The 19,245-nt window shown below is 65.1% G+C and carries 17 protein-coding genes and 2 tRNA genes; 7 read left to right on the forward strand and 12 right to left on the reverse strand.

What is annotated here, in order from left to right; translation table 11 throughout:
- Positions 1-409 precede the first annotated feature (409 nt).
- The 4 genes from B6V75_RS06575 (at position 410) to lpdA (ending at position 6,838) form a co-directional block, all read left to right on the forward strand.
- Positions 410-3,364 (forward strand): 2-oxoglutarate dehydrogenase E1 component, encoded by a 2,955-nt coding sequence (locus tag B6V75_RS06575; protein WP_075776194.1) that lies wholly within the window; start codon positions 410-412, stop codon positions 3,362-3,364.
- A 4-nt stretch (positions 3,365-3,368) separates the two neighbouring features.
- On the forward strand, positions 3,369-4,901 hold the full coding sequence (odhB, locus tag B6V75_RS06580) for a 2-oxoglutarate dehydrogenase complex dihydrolipoyllysine-residue succinyltransferase (RefSeq protein WP_088719089.1): 1,533 nt from the start codon (positions 3,369-3,371) through the stop codon (positions 4,899-4,901).
- A gap of 107 nt (positions 4,902-5,008) precedes the next feature.
- Positions 5,009-5,401 (forward strand): MAPEG family protein, encoded by a 393-nt coding sequence (locus B6V75_RS06585; RefSeq protein ID WP_075776196.1) that lies wholly within the window; start codon positions 5,009-5,011, stop codon positions 5,399-5,401.
- Positions 5,402-5,449: 48 nt separating this feature from the next.
- Positions 5,450-6,838 (forward strand): dihydrolipoyl dehydrogenase, encoded by a 1,389-nt coding sequence (gene lpdA, locus B6V75_RS06590; RefSeq protein ID WP_075776197.1) that lies wholly within the window; start codon positions 5,450-5,452, stop codon positions 6,836-6,838.
- A 93-nt stretch (positions 6,839-6,931) separates the two neighbouring features.
- Here lpdA and B6V75_RS06595 read toward each other — a convergent pair whose 3' ends face one another.
- The 3 genes from B6V75_RS06595 to B6V75_RS06605 all read right to left on the reverse strand — a co-directional run bounded on the left by B6V75_RS06595 (position 6,932) and on the right by B6V75_RS06605 (position 10,718).
- Positions 6,932-7,435 (reverse strand): acyl-CoA thioesterase, encoded by a 504-nt coding sequence (locus tag B6V75_RS06595; protein ID WP_088719090.1) that lies wholly within the window; start codon positions 7,433-7,435, stop codon positions 6,932-6,934.
- 72 nt (positions 7,436-7,507) lie between these two features.
- Positions 7,508-9,958: an ATP-dependent helicase HrpB gene (gene hrpB / locus B6V75_RS06600; protein ID WP_240496914.1), complete on the reverse strand. Its 2,451-nt coding sequence runs from the start codon at positions 9,956-9,958 to the stop codon at positions 7,508-7,510.
- 7 nt (positions 9,959-9,965) lie between these two features.
- Positions 9,966-10,718: a DUF3108 domain-containing protein gene (locus B6V75_RS06605; protein WP_088719092.1), complete on the reverse strand. Its 753-nt coding sequence runs from the start codon at positions 10,716-10,718 to the stop codon at positions 9,966-9,968.
- 130 nt (positions 10,719-10,848) lie between these two features.
- On the opposite strand from B6V75_RS06605, the gene meaB reads away from it, so the two are divergent.
- Positions 10,849-11,835, forward strand: a complete 987-nt coding sequence (gene meaB / locus B6V75_RS06610) for a methylmalonyl Co-A mutase-associated GTPase MeaB (RefSeq protein WP_088719093.1) — start codon at positions 10,849-10,851, stop codon at positions 11,833-11,835.
- Between the two features lie 17 nt (positions 11,836-11,852).
- On the opposite strand, the gene B6V75_RS06615 is transcribed toward meaB, so the two are convergent.
- From B6V75_RS06615 to B6V75_RS06635, 5 genes are all read right to left on the reverse strand, one after another.
- The gene (locus B6V75_RS06615; RefSeq protein WP_075776202.1) at positions 11,853-12,413 is read right to left on the reverse strand and encodes a copper chaperone PCu(A)C; all 561 of its coding nucleotides are present in this window, start codon (positions 12,411-12,413) and stop codon (positions 11,853-11,855) included.
- Between the two features lie 39 nt (positions 12,414-12,452).
- Positions 12,453-12,806: a hypothetical protein gene (locus tag B6V75_RS06620; protein ID WP_088719094.1), complete on the reverse strand. Its 354-nt coding sequence runs from the start codon at positions 12,804-12,806 to the stop codon at positions 12,453-12,455.
- A gap of 113 nt (positions 12,807-12,919) precedes the next feature.
- On the reverse strand, positions 12,920-13,207 hold the full coding sequence (rpmB, locus tag B6V75_RS06625) for a 50S ribosomal protein L28 (RefSeq protein ID WP_075776204.1): 288 nt from the start codon (positions 13,205-13,207) through the stop codon (positions 12,920-12,922).
- 182 nt (positions 13,208-13,389) lie between these two features.
- Entirely contained in the window at positions 13,390-14,046 is a 657-nt protein-coding gene (locus tag B6V75_RS06630) for a GntR family transcriptional regulator (RefSeq protein ID WP_075776205.1), read from the reverse strand.
- Positions 14,047-14,077: 31 nt separating this feature from the next.
- Positions 14,078-14,725: a SprT family zinc-dependent metalloprotease gene (locus B6V75_RS06635; protein ID WP_240496915.1), complete on the reverse strand. Its 648-nt coding sequence runs from the start codon at positions 14,723-14,725 to the stop codon at positions 14,078-14,080.
- A 191-nt stretch (positions 14,726-14,916) separates the two neighbouring features.
- On the opposite strand from B6V75_RS06635, the gene B6V75_RS06640 reads away from it, so the two are divergent.
- A complete protein-coding gene (locus B6V75_RS06640; RefSeq protein ID WP_075776207.1) occupies positions 14,917-15,243 on the forward strand; it encodes an FYDLN acid domain-containing protein in 327 nt (108 codons plus the stop codon).
- A 262-nt stretch (positions 15,244-15,505) separates the two neighbouring features.
- Positions 15,506-15,581 (forward strand) — tRNA-Ala (locus B6V75_RS06645).
- Positions 15,582-16,083: 502 nt separating this feature from the next.
- On the opposite strand, the gene B6V75_RS06650 is transcribed toward B6V75_RS06645, so the two are convergent.
- From B6V75_RS06650 to B6V75_RS06665, 4 genes are all read right to left on the reverse strand, one after another.
- Complete coding sequence (locus B6V75_RS06650) at positions 16,084-17,052, reverse strand: class 1 fructose-bisphosphatase (RefSeq protein ID WP_088719096.1); 969 nt, start codon at positions 17,050-17,052, stop codon at positions 16,084-16,086.
- A gap of 61 nt (positions 17,053-17,113) precedes the next feature.
- On the reverse strand, positions 17,114-17,368 hold the full coding sequence (locus tag B6V75_RS06655) for an RpiB/LacA/LacB family sugar-phosphate isomerase (protein ID WP_240496916.1): 255 nt from the start codon (positions 17,366-17,368) through the stop codon (positions 17,114-17,116).
- Positions 17,369-17,502: 134 nt separating this feature from the next.
- Positions 17,503-17,579: transfer RNA gene (locus tag B6V75_RS06660), tRNA-Arg, on the reverse strand.
- A 146-nt stretch (positions 17,580-17,725) separates the two neighbouring features.
- Positions 17,726-19,150 (reverse strand): HAMP domain-containing sensor histidine kinase, encoded by a 1,425-nt coding sequence (locus B6V75_RS06665; RefSeq protein WP_075776230.1) that lies wholly within the window; start codon positions 19,148-19,150, stop codon positions 17,726-17,728.
- Positions 19,151-19,245 lie beyond the last annotated feature (95 nt).

The raw sequence follows: 19,245 nt of genomic DNA on the forward strand, positions 1-19,245 counted from the left end.
GCAGAGCGCGTCGCGAGCGGCGCATGGCTCGCCACGGAATTCGCCGGAACCTCCGCTCATGGCGGGCCCGTTCCGGTCCCGGCTCCCCGCTCGTCGGGCACCTCCGACCCCACGCGCATCCCTGCCCTGCATGGAAGTCCCGAAATCAGCACCTACATCACTGAGCCAGAAGGCAATATGCCCGGGCAAGCAGGTGCCGGTTTCGACGTATCTGTGAGGGCCCCGCGCGCGAAGGAAAGGACCCAGCATCATGTGCCGTTCCACCCCCGTATCCGTCGCGAGGGCCTCTGCGCTCCGCGCGGCCCCGCCACCGCCTCGCGTGCCCCGCGCTTAGCGCGCTCTTCAACGGGCCGGCGATAAACGTTCGAGTTCCCGCAGATCCCTGTTTCACCGACCGAAGGTGAGGAAAATGACCGACCAATCCCCCAACGACCAGTTCAATGCCTCGCAGTTCCTGCAAGGCGCGAATGCCGAATATGTCGAGCAGCTTTATGCGAAGTTTGCCGAAGATCCGTCTTCGGTCGATACCGCCTGGGCTGCCTTCTTCGCCTCGCTCGGTGATCCCGATCAGGACGTGAGAAAATCCGCCGAAGGCGCAAGCTGGGAGCGTCGCGACTGGCCGCCGATGGCCGCCGACGATCTGACTGCGGCGCTGACCGGTGAATGGCCCGCCCCCGCCGAGGGCAAGGCCGCTGGCGACAAGATCAAGAAGAAGGCTGCCGAGGCCGGCGTCGCGGTCGACGAGGCGGCGGTCAAACGCGCCGTGCTGGACTCGATCCGCGCGCTGATGATCATCCGTGCCTACCGTATCCGCGGTCACCTCGCCGCCGATCTCGACCCGCTGGGGATGCGCGACACCGGCCAGCATCCGGAGCTCGATCCGAAGAGCTACGGCTTCACCGATGCCGACATGGATCGTCCGATCTTCATCGACAACGTGCTCGGCCTCGAGATCGCCTCGATGCGCCAGATCATGGATATCGTGAAGCGCACCTATTGCGGCACTTTCGCGCTGCAATACATGCACATCTCCGATCCCGAGCAATCGGCCTGGCTGAAAGAGCGTATCGAAGGCTACGGCAAGGAAATCACCTTCACCAAGACCGGCCGCCGCGCGATCCTCAACAAGCTCGTCGAGGCCGAAGGCTTCGAGAAGTTCCTGCACGTCAAGTACATGGGCACCAAGCGGTTCGGCCTCGACGGTGGCGAAGCGCTGATCCCCGCGATGGAGCAGATCATCAAGCGGGGCGGCCAGCTCGGCCTGCAAGAGGTCGTGGTCGGCATGCCCCACCGCGGTCGCCTCTCGGTCCTCGCGAACGTGCTGCAAAAGCCCTACCGCGCGATCTTCCACGAATTCCAGGGCGGCTCGTTCAAGCCCGAGGACGTGGACGGCTCCGGCGACGTGAAATACCATCTCGGCGCCTCCGCCGACCGTGAGTTCGACGGCAACAAGGTCCACCTGTCGCTGACCGCGAACCCCTCACACCTCGAGGCGGTGAACCCGGTCGCGCTCGGCAAGGTCCGTGCCAAGCAAGATCAGCTGGCCGACCGTTCGGACCGCTCCAAGGTCGTCTCGGTGCTGCTGCACGGTGATGCAGCCTTCGCCGGTCAAGGCGTCGTGGCCGAGTGCTTCCAGCTCTCGGGCATTCGCGGTCACCGCACCGGCGGCACGATCCACCTCGTCGTCAACAACCAGATCGGCTTCACGACCGCGCCGCACTTCTCGCGCACCTCGCCCTACCCGACCGATCTCGCGCTGATGGTGGAAGCCCCGATCTTCCACGTGAACGGCGACGATCCCGAGGCCGTCGTGCACGCCGCCCGCGTCGCGACCGAGTTCCGTCAGAAGTTCCACAAGGACGTCGTGATTGACATCTTCTGCTACCGCCGCTTCGGTCACAACGAAGGCGACGAGCCGATGTTCACCAACCCGGTGATGTACAAGTCGATCAAGACCCACAAGACCACGCTGCAACTCTACACCGAGCGTCTGGTGGCCGATGGCCTGATCCCCGAGGGCGAGATCGAGGATATGAAAGCCTCGTTCCAGTCGCATCTCAACGAGGAGTTCGAGGCCGGCAAGGTCTTCAAACCGAACAAGGCCGACTGGCTCGACGGTCGCTGGTCCGGCATGGAGCGGGAAAAGAGCGAATACGAGCGCGGCACCACCGCGATTTCGCCCGACACGCTCGAGGAGGTCGGCAAGGCGCTCGTGACCGCGCCCGAGGGCTTTGCCCTGCACAAGACGGTGCAGCGTCTGCTCGACAACAAGAAGCAGATGTTCGAGACCGGCAAGGGCTTCGACTGGGCGACCGCCGAGGCGCTGGCCTTCGGCTCGCTCGTGACCGAGGGCTACCCTGTCCGCCTGTCGGGTCAGGACGCCACCCGTGGTACATTCTCGCAGCGCCACTCGGCCTTCGTGAACCAGGAGAACGAGGACCGCTATTACCCGCTCAACCACATCCGTGAGGGTCAGGCCCGCTACGAGGTGATCGACTCGATGCTCAGCGAATACGCGGTGCTCGGGTTCGAATACGGCTACTCTCTGGCGGAACCGAAGGCGCTGACGCTCTGGGAAGCCCAGTTCGGCGATTTCGCCAACGGCGCGCAGATCATGTTCGACCAGTTCATCAACTCGGGCGAGCGGAAATGGCTGCGCATGTCGGGCCTCGTCTGCCTGCTGCCGCACGGCTTCGAAGGTCAGGGCCCCGAGCACAGCTCGGCCCGTCTGGAGCGCTTCCTGCAACTGTCGGCGGAAGATAACTGGATCGTCGCGAACTGCACGACGCCGGCGAACTACTTCCACATCCTGCGCCGCCAGATCCACCGCGACTTCCGCAAGCCGCTGATCCTGATGACGCCGAAATCGCTGCTGCGTCACCCGAAGGCCGTCTCCACGGCGGAGGAGTTCACCACCGGATCGAGCTTCCACCGCGTCCTGTGGGACGATGCAGAGCGCGGCAATTCGGATCTGGAGCTGAAGGCCGACGACAAGATCAAGCGCGTCGTGATGTGCTCGGGCAAGGTCTATTACGACCTGCTCGCGCAGCGCGACGAGCGTGGGCTCGACGATGTCTACCTGCTGCGTCTGGAACAGTTCTACCCGTTCCCCGCGCAGGCGGTCACCAAAGAGCTGACCCGCTTCAAGAATGCCGAGATCGTCTGGTGCCAAGAGGAGCCGAAAAACCAGGGCGCCTGGTTCTTCGTCGAACCCTATATCGAATGGGTCCTCGCCAAGATCGACGCGAAACATGCCCGTGCGCGCTATGCCGGCCGCGCGGCGTCCGCCTCGCCCGCGACGGGTCTGGCAAGCCGCCACAAGGCCGAGCAAGACGCGCTCGTCAACGATGCACTGGAGGGTTGAATAGATGTCCACTGAAGTCCGCGTTCCCACGCTCGGCGAGAGCGTCACGGAAGCCACCGTCGCCACCTGGTTCAAGAAGCCCGGCGACACCGTGGCCGCCGACGAGATGCTCTGCGAGCTCGAAACCGACAAGGTGACCGTCGAAGTGCCGAGCCCCGCAGCCGGCACGCTCGGCGAGATCGTCGCCGCCGAAGGCGAGACCGTCGGCGTCGATGCGCTTCTCGCGACGATCGAAGAGGCTGGCGCCAGCCCCGCGCCGAAGAAAGAAGACAAACCGGCGGAAAAACCCGCCCAACAGCCCCAATCGAACGAGGGAAAGATGACCGACGTGATGGTGCCCAGCCTTGGTGAATCGGTCACCGAGGCAACTGTGTCGACGTGGTTCAAGAAGGTCGGAGACACGGTCGCGGCCGACGAGATGCTCTGCGAGCTGGAAACCGACAAGGTCTCGGTCGAAGTGCCGTCGCCCGCTGCTGGCGTTCTCAAAGAGATCGTCGCCGAGGAAGGCACGACCGTCGACGCCTCGGCCAAGCTGGCCGTGATCGCCGAGGGCGAAAGCGGTGGAACCGCCGCCAGCGCGCCCGCCAAGGAAGAGACCAAATCCGAAGCCCCCGCCGCCGGCGGCAAAGGCGGCAAGGATGTCGAGGATGCGCCGTCCGCCAAGAAGCTGATGGCGGAGAAGGGCATCGACCCGGCTTCCGTTCAGGGTTCGGGCAAGGATGGCCGGATCATGAAGGAAGACGTGGCCAAGGCCGAAAGCGCGCCGAAGCAGGCCTCGGTTTCCGTCGCCTCGACGCCCTCGCAGGCGCCGCGCGGTCCGGTCAATGCCGATGACGCGTCGCGCGAAGAGCGCGTGAAGATGACCCGCCTGCGTGCGACCATCGCCAAGCGCCTCAAGGACTCGCAGAACACGGCCGCGATGCTGACCACCTATAACGAGGTGGACATGTCGGGCGTCATGAACCTGCGCAACGAGTACAAGGACCTGTTCCTCAAGAAGCACGGCGTGAAGCTCGGCTTCATGTCCTTCTTCGTGAAGGCCTGCTGCCACGCGCTGAAAGAGGTCCCGGAAGTCAACGCCGAGATCGACGGCAACGAGATCGTCTACAAGAACTACGTCCACATGGGCGTGGCCGTGGGCACCCCGAACGGCCTCGTCGTGCCGGTCGTGCGCGACGCCGACCAGATGGGCTTCGCCTCGATCGAGAAGACGATCGCCGAGATGGGCACCCGCGCCCGTGACGGCAAGCTCTCGATGGCCGAGATGCAGGGCGGTTCCTTCACCATCTCGAACGGCGGCGTCTATGGCTCGCTGATGTCCTCGCCGATCCTCAACCCGCCGCAATCGGGCATCCTCGGCATGCACAAGATCCAGGAACGTCCGATGGTCGAGAACGGCCAGATCGTCATCAAGCCGATGATGTATCTCGCACTCAGCTACGACCACCGCATCGTCGACGGCAAAGGCGCCGTGACCTTCCTCGTGCGCGTCAAGGAAGCGCTGGAAGACCCGCGCCGCCTGCTGATGGATCTGTAAGACCGGAACGAAGGCGGCATCCCCTGCCCCTTCGCTCTTGCTAAATATCCTCGGGGGGTCCGGGGGGCAGACAGCCCCCGGTCCTCCCTCACCTCCGGGAGCGACCGATGACCCCCGAACTGACCGTGCTCATACTCGCGATCCTGCTCCATCTGGGGCTGATGGTGGCGTATTCGGTGAAGGCCAATACCGAGCTCGGCACAAAATACCCCGTTTCCCCGCGCGACAAGACGCCGCCGCCGATCTCGACCCTGCTCGGACGGCTGCAGCGCGCGATGAACAACTCCTTCGAGGGGCTCATTCTCTTCGCCCCCGTCGCACTGGTCATCGGACTGACCGGACAATCGAGCGCCGCCACCGTGGCCTTCGCCTGGATCTTCCTGATCGCGCGGCTCCTCTACATTCCGTCCTATCTGCTGGGCTGGGTGCCGTGGCGCTCGCTCATCTGGGGCTTTTCCTTCTTCGCAATTCTGGCGCTGGCGATTGCCGCGCTGATCTGACCTCCCGGCGCGAGGCCTGCTCGCGCCCCAACCCAAGGAGCAAGAACAATGGCTGACTATGATGTGATCGTGATCGGCGGCGGCCCGGGCGGCTATGTCTGCGCCATCCGCTGCGCCCAGCTGGGCCTGAAGACCGCCTGTGTGGAAGGCCGCGAAAGCCTCGGCGGCACCTGCCTCAACGTGGGCTGCATCCCGTCCAAGGCGCTGCTGCACGCCACCCATGAACTGCACGAAGCCGAGCATAACTTCGCCAAGATGGGCCTGAAGGGCAAATCGCCTTCGGTCGATTGGAAGCAGATGCTGACCTACAAGCAGGAAGTCATCGACGGCAACACCAAGGGCATCGAGTTCCTGTTCAAGAAGAACAAGATCGACTGGATCAAGGGCTGGGGTTCGATCCCCGAGGCCGGCAAGGTGAAAGTGGGCGACGACGTCCATAACGCCAAGTCGATCGTGATCGCCACCGGCTCCGAGCCGTCGTCGCTGCCGGGCATCGAGATCGACGAGAAAACCGTCGTGACCTCGACCGGCGCGCTGTCGTTGAACAAGATCCCGAAGTCGATGGTCGTGATCGGCGCGGGCGTCATCGGTCTGGAAATGGGCTCGGTCTATGCTCGTCTCGGCGCGGATGTCACCGTCGTGGAATATCTCGACGCAATCACCCCCGGCATGGACGGCGAGGTCTCGAAGAACTTCCAGAAGATCCTGACCAAGCAGGGACTGAAATTCGTCATGGGCGCCGCCGTCCAGAGCGTCGACGTGAAGAACGGCAAGGCCACGGTGAACTACCAGCTGCGCAAGGATGAGAGCAACGCGTCGATCGAGGCCGAGACCGTCCTCGTCGCGACCGGACGCAAGCCCTATACCGACGGTCTGGGACTTGAAGGCGTGGGGGTGGAGATGCTGCCGCGCGGTCAGGTGAAGACTGACGCGCACTGGCAGACCACCGCCAAGGGCATCTACGCGATCGGTGACGCGGTCACCGGACCGATGCTCGCCCACAAGGCCGAGGACGAAGGCATGGCTGTTGCCGAAGTCATCGCGGGCAAGCATGGTCACGTGAACTACGAAGTGATCCCGAGCGTGATCTACACCAGCCCGGAAGTCGCCTCGGTCGGTCAGACCGAAGAGGCGCTCAAGCAGGACGGTCGCGCCTACAAGGTCGGCAAGTTCTCCTTCATGGGCAATGGCCGCGCCAAGGCCGTGTTCCAGTCGGACGGCTTCGTGAAGCTGATCGCGGACAAGGAAACCGACCGCATCCTCGGCTGCCACATCATCGGCCCCGGCGCGGGCGACCTGATCCACGAAATCTGCGTGGCGATGGAATTCGGCGCCTCGGCACAGGACGTGGCGCTGACCTGCCACGCTCACCCGACCTTCTCCGAGGCCGTTCGCGAAGCCGCACTGGCCTGCGGCGACGGCGCGATCCACGCCTGATCGGCCAAGGGTCGAGAGAAACGCGAAAGGGCGCCCCGCGGGGCGCCCTTTTCGTTTGGCGCGGTGGCCCGAACTCCGGTCACTAGCTCAGGCTTAGCCCTCGCCGTGATCCGCAGCCGCATCCATCTTCGCGGCGAATTCACGGCGCAGTTCCCGGCGGAGTTCGGCGGCGCGCCAGCGGTGGCGTTCCTCGTCCGTGTCGGGCTTCAGCGTCGGCACCTCTGCGGGTTTTCCGCTTTCATCCACCGCGACCATCGTGAAATAGCAGCTGTTCGTGTGTCGCCGCGTGCCTGCGGTGATGTTCTCGGCTTCGACGCGGATGCCGATCTCCATCGAGGTGCGGCCCGTATGGTTCACGCTGGCGCGAAACGTTACCAGCTCGCCCACGTTGATCGGTTGCTGGAAGGTCACCTGGTCGACCGACAGCGTCACCGCGTAGCGCTGCGAGTAGCGTGAGGCGAGCGAGAACGCGACCCGGTCGAGCCAGTTCAGCAGCGCGCCGCCATGCACCTTGCCCGAAAAATTCGCCTGATCGGGCGTCATCAGCACGGTCATCTCGAGGCGCTTGCGGTCCTCGAAGGTCAGTGTTTCGGTCATGGTTTTCCCTCATTGCCTCGCGCCATATGCGCGAAAGCCTCTCGTAGGGTCAATCCGCGCGATGCGCATGGCTCACTTGCGCGGCTTCGCCCGCAGCGTCGGATCGGCCTCGCGCGGGTCCTCGGGCCACGGGTGCTTGGGGTAGCGCCCGCGCATATCCTTGCGCACATCGGCGTAAGAGCCCTCCCAGAACCCGGGCAGGTCCATCGTGACCTGAATGGGTTTGTGGCCGGGTGACAGCAGCGTGATCCTGAGCGGCAGGCGTTTCGGGCCGACCGTCGGATGGGTGGTGACGCCGAACATCTCCTGCAGACGGATCTCGATGCCCGGCGCCTCGCCAGCGTAGTCAATGGGCACACGACGGCCGAGCGGAGTTTCGAAATGCGCAGGGGCAAGACGGTCCACCAGCTGCATCTGCTCCCAGTCGAGCGCTGCGCGCAGCGGATCGGTGAGGTCGAGCTTGCGCAGGTCGGCCTCGGTCCTCGCCTTGCCGAGATAGGGCAGAAGCCAGTTCTCGGCGGAGGCCAAAAGCCCCTCATCGGAGAAATTGGGCAGATCGGCCCCCTGCCCGCGCAGCAGCTCGACCCGCGCCTGCAGCCGGCGCGCCGCCGCGCTCATCGGCAGGCCGATCTGGCGCAATCCTGCCAGCGCGCCTTGCGCCACCGCCTCGCGCGGGGCGTCTTTCCACACGCGATCGTCGAGGACCAGCGCGCCGAACTGCTCCTGCTTGCGCGCGATCACGCGGCCCTCTCGCTTGGACCAGTCGCAGACATCCTGCCATGCGATCTGATCCGCGTAGAGGCGACGAAGCTCGGCCTCGGAGATCGCGATGCCTTGGCGCACTTTCGCCTCGCGCGGATCGCCGTCTAGATCGCTCACCACGATGAGGCGTTGCGCGCGCAGCGGATCGCCTTCGGCCACCACCGCCCCTTTGCCGCCCGAGAGCACGTAGCGCGGCGCATCCCCCTTGCGGCGAAGCCCCACACGGTCAGGGTAAGCGAGCGCGAGTTGCTCGGCGGAGGAATAGGTCTCGGGCGCTGCAGTGGCGAGGCGGGCCAGCCGCTTCGCCTCGGATCGGATACGCTCGATTGTGCCGCGATGGGGCGTATAGGGGTGGTGCGCCTCGAAGCGCTTCGGGTCGCGAATTGCGCTGAGGCGCAGCGTCAGGTCAGCGGGCGCGCCACGCAGCGGATCGCGTTCGGCCAGAAGGGCAGCAAGCGGTGCCGCCTCGGGGCCCGCGGTCAACAGCATGTGCCCGAGGCGCGGGTGCAGCGGCAGTTTGGCGAGCTTGCGCCCGTGTTCCGTGATCAGCCCCGATTTCAGCGCGCCGAGTTCTTCCAGCAAAGCTCGCGCCTCGGTCATCGCAGGTGCAGGCGGCGGCGTCAGGAAAGCCAGATCGCCACCATCTGTACCCCAGACCGCGAGTTCCAGCGCAAGTCCGGTCAGGTCGGCGACCTCGATCTCGGGCGGGGCGAAGGCGGGTAGCGCGCCCTCCGCGCCCTTGGTCCAGAGCCGGTAGCAAATGCCCTCGGCCACGCGGCCCGCGCGGCCCCGGCGCTGCTCGGCTTCGGCGCGGGAGACGGGTTCGGTGACCAGCCTCGCCATGCCGGAGCTTGGGTCGAACCGCGCCCGGCGTGCGCGGCCGCCGTCGATCACGACGCGGATGTCTTCGATGGTCAGAGAGGTTTCCGCTATGGCTGTGGCGAGCACCAGTTTGCGGCCCGAGGGCGCGGGCGCGATGGCGGCGCGTTGGGCGGCGAATTCCATCGCGCCGAACAGCGGGCGGATCGCGATGTCATCGGCCAAGCGGCCCTTCAGCAGCCCTTCGACGCGGCGTATTTCACCCTCGCCCGGCAGGAAGGCCAGAAGGCTCCCGTCGGTGGCCTCCGCGGCCTCGGTGATCAGCCCAGCCATCGCGGCCTCGAACCGCATCGAACTATCCACCGGACGGTCCAGCCAGCGCGTCTCGACCGGAAAGGCCCGCCCCTCCGACACCACGATCGGCGCGTCGTCGAGCAATGCCGCCACCGGCTCTGCATCGAGCGTGGCCGACATCACCACCAGCGCCAGATCGGGCCTGAGCGCGCCGCGCACCTCCCATGTCAGCGCCAGCCCCAAGTCTGCGTTCAGCGAGCGTTCATGGAATTCGTCGAAGATCACGCAGCCGATGCCGGTCAATTCCGGGTCGGATTGCAGCACGCGCGTCAGGATGCCTTCAGTAACGACCTCGATCCGCGTGGATTTCGAGACCTTCGCCTCGCCCCGGATGCGGTAGCCGACCGTCTCGCCAACCTTTTCGCCCAAAGTGTCCGCCATACGCTCGGCGGCGGCGCGCGCGGCCAGCCGGCGCGGCTCCAACATGACGATCCGGCCCTTGATCTGGTCGAGCAGCGCGAGGGGCACGCGGGTCGTCTTGCCCGCGCCCGGCGGCGCCATCAGCACCGCGCGGCCATGCGATGAAAGCGCCGCCCGCAGATCGGGCAGCACCACGTCGATCGGAAGGGAAAGGCGGTCTGTGTTCACCCGCCCCTTATTGCCGAGTGAGACGACCTTTTCCATAGAGCGTATCAGTCTCGATCTTGTCGACCTGCAAACCGCCATTCGGGCTCGGCTCGTAATAGAGGGTGAAGGCGAAGCGGGACTTTTCCTTCATGTCCTTCTCGGAGAAGCCCGCGAGGCGGCGATATTCGCCCGAACAGACGATGTTCTTGCCATCGGGCTTGGGCTCGAAGAGCCGCACCTGCGAGCGCCGCGCGCCGTCATACATCTTCACGTCGAGCTTGCAGGCCTCGTCGCGCGGCACGTCACGCAGCACCGCATAGAGCGCCGTCAGCGGGTCGACCGTGCCGCCCTGTTTCGCGGGATCGACATCCCGGGGCGAGGGCTTGCGCGGTGGCTGCTGACTGACGGAAACCGGCGTGCCGTTATTGTAGATGATCTGGTGCTTGGACTTGCGTCCCGGTGCGTCGTCGACCTCTGAATATTTCATCGGGGTGAACTTCTGACCGTCATAGAGGCCGGAGACACTGGCCGAAAACTTGATTTTCCGCAGCAGCCCCACGAGGCCCGCCGTCTGCAACACGCCGTTCGCGCCATAGGCACCGTCGGTGATCTTGCCGTTGATCGCCAGCTCACCCGCGCGGATGCCCTTGAGCACCACGTCGAAGACGATCTTGTCGCTCTGATCGGCGCGCGCCGGCGCCGCGCCCAAGGGCGCGACTAGCAACGCGGCGCTCAGCATCGCAGCCACCGGGCGCGACGCAAGGCTCGATAGAAATCTCATTGGCATCCTCTTGTCAGGAATTTCCCATTCGCTCTGGACATAGGTCGCAGGGTGCAGGCAAGTAACCGATAAGTCTTCACGTCTGATGTCATTTTTGACACGAATACCCAAAATCAGCGAAAGCCTGCCGATGACCGATCAAAGCCCCGCCGACCTCGCTCCGCGCATTCTCGCCTCCGATCGTCGCGCCCTGGCGCGTGCGATCACGCTGGTGGAATCCGGGCGGGCGGAGCATCGCGCGCAGGCGGTCGAACTGCTCGATACGCTCGCAGGTGAAGGGCGTCAGGCGCTGCGGATCGGGCTTTCGGGCACGCCGGGAGTGGGCAAATCGACCTTCATCGAAGCCTTCGGGATGATGCTGACCGGCAAGGGGTTGAAGGTCGCCGTGCTGGCGGTCGATCCGTCCTCGGCCCGCTCCGGCGGCTCGATCCTCGGTGACAAGACCCGTATGGAACGTCTGTCGCGCGATCCCAACGCCTTCATCCGCCCCTCGCCCTCACAAGCGCATCTCGGCGGCGTCGCGCGACGCACCCGCGAAGCGGTGAGCCTCTGCGAGGCGGCGGGCTTCGACGTCGTCCTGATAGAGACCGTGGGCGTCGGCCAGTCCGAGACGCTGGTAGCCGAGATGGTCGACCTGTTCGTTCTGCTGATGGCCCCGGCTGGCGGCGACGAGCTGCAGGGCGTCAAGCGCGGCATCATGGAGATGGCCGACCTGATCTTGGTGAACAAGGCGGATGGCGATCTGAAACCGGCCGCCATGCGGACGGTCTCGGACTACGCGGGCGCGCTGCGGCTGCTGCGCAAGCGCCCGCAGGACCCCGAGGGTTTCCCGAAGGCGCTGCCGGTCTCGGCCATGGAGGAGAACGGGCTGGAGAAAGCATGGGAAGAAATGACCGCGCTAGCCGAATGGCGCCGCGCGAACGGGCATTTCGATCAGCGCCGCGCCGAGCAGGCGCGGCACTGGTTCGAGGCTGAGGTCCGCGAAGGGCTCCTCGCGCGGTTGCGCCAGGATCCGGAGATCCGGGCGAAAATGCGCGAATTGGGCGACGCGGTGGCCAGCGGTGAAAGCGCGGCCTCTGCAGCTGCGGCCGTGATGCTGGAGCAGTTGGGCGGCTGAGCGCCGCCCTGCCCGGCTTACATATCGCCTTCTTTCTTATCCATGGTGGGCTCGGTATGTTCCGGCTCGCCGTGGGTCACGTCTTCATGTGAAATCTCCGGTGTGGAGACAGGCGCGGGATCCTGCGCAGTCTCGGTCGGCTGATCGCGGCTCAGATCGACCGGGACGTCGACGACCATCAGTCCGGTTTTCTCGAAACGCAGATTGAGCGTGACCATGTCACCCTGATGGAGCGACTGCTTCAGCCCCATGAACATGACGTGATCGCCGCCGCGCTGCAGGACATGCTCGCCCTTGGCGGGAACCTCGAAGCCTTCCTTGACTTCGAGCATCTGCATCGCGCCGTTCGGCCCCTGCTTGTGCGTATGCAGTTCGACACGCGCGGCAACGTTCGAGCTGACCGAGACGAGCCGGTCGTCGAGATCGGAGATGTTCTTGATCTCCATGAAGGCCGCCGCCGATTTCGACATCGGGGTCGAGACCCGGACATAAGGGTCGATGATCTGGATCTGGTCAGCGGCGAAGGCGGGGAGAGCGACGGCGATCAGCGCCGCGCTCATCAGGTATTTGCGGATCATTCATGTCTCCTGAGGGTGTATTCGTCTGAAGGCTGGGGATCAGACGGCTGCAGGCGGACCACGGGCGCGCGGCACCACGAAGGCCTGCGCCTGCGCGCTCTCGAGCTCGACCGTCTCGAGCCTGCGCCCCTCGCCCTGCGGCGGAGTCGGCAGGGCCGGCGCGACCGCGACGGCGGCCATCATCGCCAGCACCATGTCGGGACAGAGATGCACGGGGCCAGTCGGGTTGCCCTCGGCATCGACGCTGATCGTGGTCACGCCATAGCCGGTGCAGATCACCACCTCGCCCGCGACACGCGCCTGCCCGCGCGCAACCGCCATCGTCATGCTGGTCATGGCCAGCACGAGCGCCGCGACGATCCCGATCAGTAGCTTGAAGCGCGTCCTCCACATGGCGCTCACACTAGCGTGAGGATGTGACGATGGGAATGCGACAGTTCAGCCGAACAAAGCAAAAACCCCGCGCCTCGGCGCGGGGTTCTCGAAAATTCCGATCCGGAAAGGGATCAGGCGGCAGCCTGAGCTTTCGCGATCGCTTTCTTGATCTTCAGAGCGTTCACCGAGAGGTCCGCATCCTTCGCCTTGGCGAGGAACGCGTCGAGACCGCCGCGATGGTCCACCGAGCGCATGCCGGCTGCGGAAACGCGCAGCTTGAAGCTCTGGCCCAGAGTATCCGAGATCAGGGAAACATCGTTCAGGTTCGGCAGGAAGCGACGACGCGACTTGTTGTTCGCGTGGCTCACTTTGTTGCCCGTCGTGGGGCCCTTGCCGGTCAGTTCGCAAACGCGCGACATGGCATTCTTCCTTCGTTTCTTACCCGGCCGAAGTTACGCGAATCGCGCGCCCGGCCCCAACATGAAAAGGCGCCGCTTGGCAGCGCCCGAAAATCTGTTGGCGCGGAATACGGCCAATGGCGCCTCGCGTCAAGTCGCCCAGGCCGATTTTATCCACCTTCCCCACCGCTTCAGGGGCGGTTTCACCACCCGCGCTGAGCCAGATGGCGCAAACCCTGGGTCACATCGGTGCGCACGGCCAATCTCAGCGCCGGTTCGTCGCCCGCCCGCAGAGCGGAGAGAATCATCCGGTGATGGCGCGGCGGCTCGTTGCGCTGCAGCTTGGTATAGACCGCGCGCATCGTCGGCCCCAGCTGCAGCCAGACGGTCTCGATCACCGCGAGCATCGCGGGCGCCTGCGCGCGCAGATAGAGCGTGCGGTGGAATTCGAGGTTGGTGCGGATGTAGCCGACCGCATCCTGTTTCGCGACGGCCTCGGCATTGGCGACGTTGATCGCACCGAGACGGTCGATCAGCGCGAGGTGGGCGCGCGGCAGGGCACGGGCCGACAGTTCCGGCTCGATCAGCGCCCGCAGCGCGGCCAGTTCCTCGATCCGTTCGTTGGACAGCTCCGGCGTGGTTACCCGCCCCGAACTCGACAGCGTCAGCGCGCCTTCCGCAACCAGCCGCCGCAGTGCCTCGCGCGCGGGGGTCATGGAGACACCGTATTGCTTGCCCAAACCCCGCAACGTCAGCGCAGTGCCCGGCAGCAACTCCCCCACCATGATCTGCTGGCGCAAAGTGCGGTACAGCCGATCATGGGCGGCGGTCTCGATGGGGCGTGTGGAAATCGTTGTCATTCGCTTTTTGTGATCACGTTGCCGCCGCGGGTCAATCGCGAAACCGGATCGCATGGAGCGCGGAGCCTTCGCGCTTGAGCCATGCGCGCTCTGCCTTGAAGCTCGGCCGCAGGGATTCGACGACGCGCCAGAAGGCGGGCGAGTGATTCATCTCCTCCAGATGCGCGACCTCATGGGCCGCGACATAATCCAGCACGTCCGGCGGCGCCATGATCAACCGCCAGCTATAGGAGAGCGCTCCGGTCGAGCTGCAGGACCCCCAGCGCGAGCGGGTGTCGCGAATCGTGATCTTCGCGAAGTCACGCCCGATCTCGGAGGCGTAGCGCGCGGTCGCCGCATGCAGTCTCTGACGAGCTGCGTGTTTGAAGAAAGTCTCGACCCGCACGCCCAGCCGTGCCGGATCTTCGGGCACGAGGAGGCGCGCGCCGTCGATCTTCGGGCTGCGCAGCGACGCGGGTTCGAGCATCAGCATCTGCCCCTGGAAGGGGACAGCTTGTCCGAATCGCACGGCCTGCGCGGGCGGGATCGCCCCGAGCGTCTTGCGCAGCCATTCGGTTTGCGAGCGCGCGAAGGCCAGCGCCTCTCGCTCGGACGCGCCCCGCGGGATCGTGAGGGCCACCCGCCCGTCGACCCGCGACACCCGCAATGAGAACCTGCGCGCGCGACCGGAACGGCGCATCACCAACTCCACCTCGGGCAGTTCGGGAATGTGAGGTGGGCGGGACAGGGGCATTCTCCGGCAGGTTCGGTCACGAGGCGCGGCCATCGGGTCGCAGCCCCACAAGAAAGGCGCGAAAAGGCTTTGACACCCTGCGCGGCATGTGGCAGTTGGCTGCGACTCTGCTGGATATAAGTGCGCAGGAGAATTCCATGCCGAAAGAGGAATGGGGCGTCAAGCGTCTGTGCCCGCATTGCGCGAGCCGCTTTTACGACCTGAATAACGACCCGATGACCTGCCCGGTCTGCAACAACACCTTCACCCTCGAGGCTCTGACCTCGGGCAGCGGTCGCACGCTCGTGACCGACAAGACGTCGTCGCAGAAAGATGACGACGTCAATCTCGACGATGACGATCTCGACGACGATAACGGCGACGTGGATCTCGACGACGATCTGCTCGACGACGACGACGATGACGACAATGTCTCGCTCGATGACATCGCGGATGTCAGCACCGAGGACAAGGAAGACAACTGATCGGCTGGGCCGCTCGGACGAGAGATCAAGGCGCAACGGGAAACCGTCGCGCCTTTTTCTTTTTCCGGACGTGAGGCCGTGCGTATTCCCGCTTCTCCCCTGCCCCGAGGCGCGCTCTACGCCAGCGCCGCTCAGGTGACGCGCGGGAATACGCAGCGGACGAAAATTTCCCCCGCCTTCACAACAAATTCCTCTTGCGCCGCCCCGACGCTTTGCCTATACGCCTCCCCACACAGCGGGGCTGACCCGCTGGACCTCCGGTGGGGCCATAGCTCAGTTGGGAGAGCGCTTGAATGGCATTCAAGAGGTCAGGGGTTCGACTCCCCTTGGCTCCACCAAACAAACTTCCGAAAACGCATCCGATCACATCGCGCTTGTCCTGAGAAGTTCGCCGCGCGCCGGCGCGGTCCGGTTGCCTTGCGCTTAGGCTCCCCCGCATAGGGCTTTCTTCCGCCAGCGAACGACACCGTGAGGACGTGGAGTGCGCGCCAACGCAGCCTTGTCGACCTCACTCGGTGCCAGCGCGCGCTTCGTGACGCGACCGACACAGGCGTTGTACTTCGTCGAGTAGCGTCCACCGAGGTCGACCTTTGCGCGCCGCCAACTCACTTGTGCGCGCGGTCTGATCGTCGGAGAACGGCCGCCCGCGATCGCGACGATAGCTTCTTCGCGCTGGGGCTCGTAGCCCGTTGCGCGTCTTCGGACGGAAAGCGTGGTTTCTGCGACATTCCGGGGCCACGGAGAAAATCGCTCACCATGTGCCGCACTTGTGGCTGGCCTCGACAGGCGACGTGCTCAGCGCGCCGCCAGCAATTGGCGTAGCGTGATGCGGGCCATGGGTCATGTCTCCTCCGAAAGATATGTCTTGATGATCTCGACCTCTTCCGCCGCGCCGAACACGAGCGGCACGTTCTGATGCGGCGCCTCCGGCACGAGATCGAGAATGCGCTTGGTGCCATCAGTGGCGCGGCCGCCTGCCGCTTCGATCAGACAGGCGATCGGCACCGCCTCATAGGCCAGCCGCAGCCGCCCCGCGCGATAGCCTTCGCGCCGGTCCGCCGGATAGAGGAACGCGCCACCTTTGAGCAGGATACGGTGCAATTCACCGACCGCCGCCGCCAGCCAGCGCATGTTGAAATCGCGCCCGCGCGGGCCCTCTGCCCCGGCGCGCAACTCGGCGGCCCAGCGTTGCAGCCCCGGGCTCCAATGGCGCTCGTTCGAGGCGTTGTAGGCAATGGTCGACGCTTTGGGCGACAGCCGGACATCCTGCGCCGTCATGCGGAAGTCCTCGCCGTCATAGGTGGCTATCTGCACCCCCTGCCCGGCCGTGAACCCGAAATCCAGCGAATGTCCGAAGGAGGCATAACCCGCCGCAATCGCCTCCGAGCCCGGACGCCGGAAATCGGCAGGACCGGTCGGGTAGATCGCGAACAGCATCCCGAGCGGCGCGCCGATACCGATCGAGCCCGACCCGTCGATCGGATCGATCGCGAGATCGAATTGGCCTTCCGGGTCGAGCAGTTCGACCTCTTCGGCCTCTTCCGACAGCATGTGCCGCACACCCAGCCCGGCAAGCGCCGCAATGATGTGGTCATGCGCGCCAACATCGAGCGCCTTCTGCACATCGCCGCTCTCATTCTGACCACAGGGCGCGGCCGGATCGCCGGGCAACCTGCCCGCCGCGAGCCGCTGCTCGATCGGCGGCAAGGCATTCGCCAGCGCGGCGATGATCTCTCCAAGCCCGCCAGCAGGCAGGCAGTCACGCAGGTGCGCCGCCTGCGAGGGACGGTCGTTCGGCAAGGTCAGCATGTGGGAATTCCGTCAGTGAGTTGGGACCGGGCGGCGAACCGCCCGGCCCTCGGGAGTTCGCTCAGACCGTCGTGTGATACTTGGCATCGACCGCGTCAATGGCCTGAACGTTGTCCGCCGATTTCCCCTCGGGATCGAAGGACGAGGCCAGGAAGGCATCGGCGATGTCTTTCGCGAGCTCCACGCCCAAGACCCGCGCGCCCATCGTGATGATATGCGCGTTGTTCGAGATGCCGCAGTCGGTCGCGACGCGCAAAGCCACGCAAATCGCACAGTCGAGCGCGAGGCCGGGTCCCGGCGGCGTGATTCTCCGCACACCACGCACCTAAGCCTCTGCCATACGTCATGCGCAAAGTCTGGGACTGCAGCCACGCCAGCGCTTGACAGCTATCACCGCGCGTAACCGCATCAGTGGCGTGCTGATCATCTACATTTCGGAAGGGAGAGAAATGGCGGACCCGGGACGATTCGAACGCCCGACCCCTTGATTCGTAGTCAAGTGCTCTATCCAGCTGAGCTACGGGTCCGCTTATGTGGGGCGATGTAACGGCCACGTCGGAGCGATGCAAGAGCAAATTCGCGGCAATTTCGCAAAACCGTCAAAATTCCCGGATGCCCTCGCGGCAGCCCTGCGGATGGGTGCATCGCTGCCGGTGCGTAACCCCGCACGGGCTCAGGAGATTGCGCCGGCGCCCTTCTCGGAGACACAATCCAACGCGACATCGGAGGGCAGGAAGATGCGAAACTCGGTGCCGCTCCCATCGGTACGAACGAGGTCCAGCCGCCCGCCATGGCCACGAATCAACTCCGCGGCAATAGCGAGGCCGAGCCCCGTACCGCCCGCTCGGGTGCCCCCGGTGAACGGCTTGAAGAGATGTTCGCGGGCGGTCTCGGGCAGTCCGGGGCCACTGTCCTGCACGCGAATCCACCAACCTTCGGAATTCTCGCCTGCGCCGATCTCTACCGTACCGTTCTTTCCGGTGGCCTCGATCGCCTGACGGGCATTGCGCACGAGGTTGTTGAGCACGCGGTAGAGCTGCTCGCGGTCGGCACGGATTACCAGGTTCGGCGGCATGTCGGTGACGAAATCGACGACCGGGCCTTCGCTCGGGTGTTCCTCGTTTTCCAGAACTTCCTGCGCCAGCTCGCCGAACATGAAGCGCGACAGCGTCGGCGGCGGTTCCTTGGCCTTGCCGAAGGCGAGCGTCGTTTCACACAGGTTGATCGCGCGCTCGATCGAGCCGGTCAGCTTCGGCGCCGCGCGCTTCACGCCGGGATCGTCCGAGCTTTCCATACGGTCGGCGAAGAGCTGCGCCGTGGTCAGGATGTTGCGCAGGTCGTGGCTGATCTTGGCGACCGCTTGCCCCAGCTGTGCGAGACGCTCCTTCTGGCGCAGCGACGCGGTGAGCTGCTGCTGCATCGAGGCCAAGGCCTCTTCCGCCACGCGCAGTTCCTCGACGCTGGCCTGCGGGGTTATGATACGCCGCGCGTCTTCGGGCGCGTCCGCGTAGGATGACATATGCGCTACAAGCCGCTTGATCGGCACGACCATCAGGCGCCGCACCAGCAGGAACAGCAGAACGGCGGTGATCACGGAGAAGACCGCCGAGATCGACAGGAGCCGTAGCCCGTATTCCACCATCGCGATCCGCATCGGCTCGGTCGCGAGCGTCACCTCGATCACGATGCCGCCCTTCTGCACCGGCTGCCCCAGCACCCGGATTACGCGATCCTCGGAATCGAAGAGCGCATGCACCGCGTCACGGATGCGCGTCCATTCGGTCGAATCGCGCAAATCGTAGGTTTCGGTCACGGGCGAGGGAATCGGAGAGGACAACACCAGCTGCCGCGCCGCATCTCTGCGCAGCACGACGTTGAAGACGCCCGCGTTGGAGAGCAGTTCCTTTTCCAGATCGGGCGCGATGGTGGTGTCTGTGGTCAGCAGCGCGAGCGAGGCGATTTGCGCCCGCTCGAGTCGCGTAAGAAGATAGTCCTCACGGAAATTCGCCAGCCCCGGCAAAAGGATCAACGCCTCGGCGAGCACCACGAAAACCGTGGTCAGGATCAGAAACCGTCCTGAAAGAGTGTTCACTTTCATCGCCTATCAAACGCAGAGCCGCCCCGCAGCGTCGGCCTGTCCCCTTCACTGTCACTCTTGATGCACCGCCCGTCAGGATGCAAGGATGCCATCCT

This window comes from Thioclava sp. F1Mire-8, assembly GCF_002213165.1.
GTDB lineage: Bacteria > Pseudomonadota > Alphaproteobacteria > Rhodobacterales > Rhodobacteraceae > Thioclava > Thioclava nitratireducens.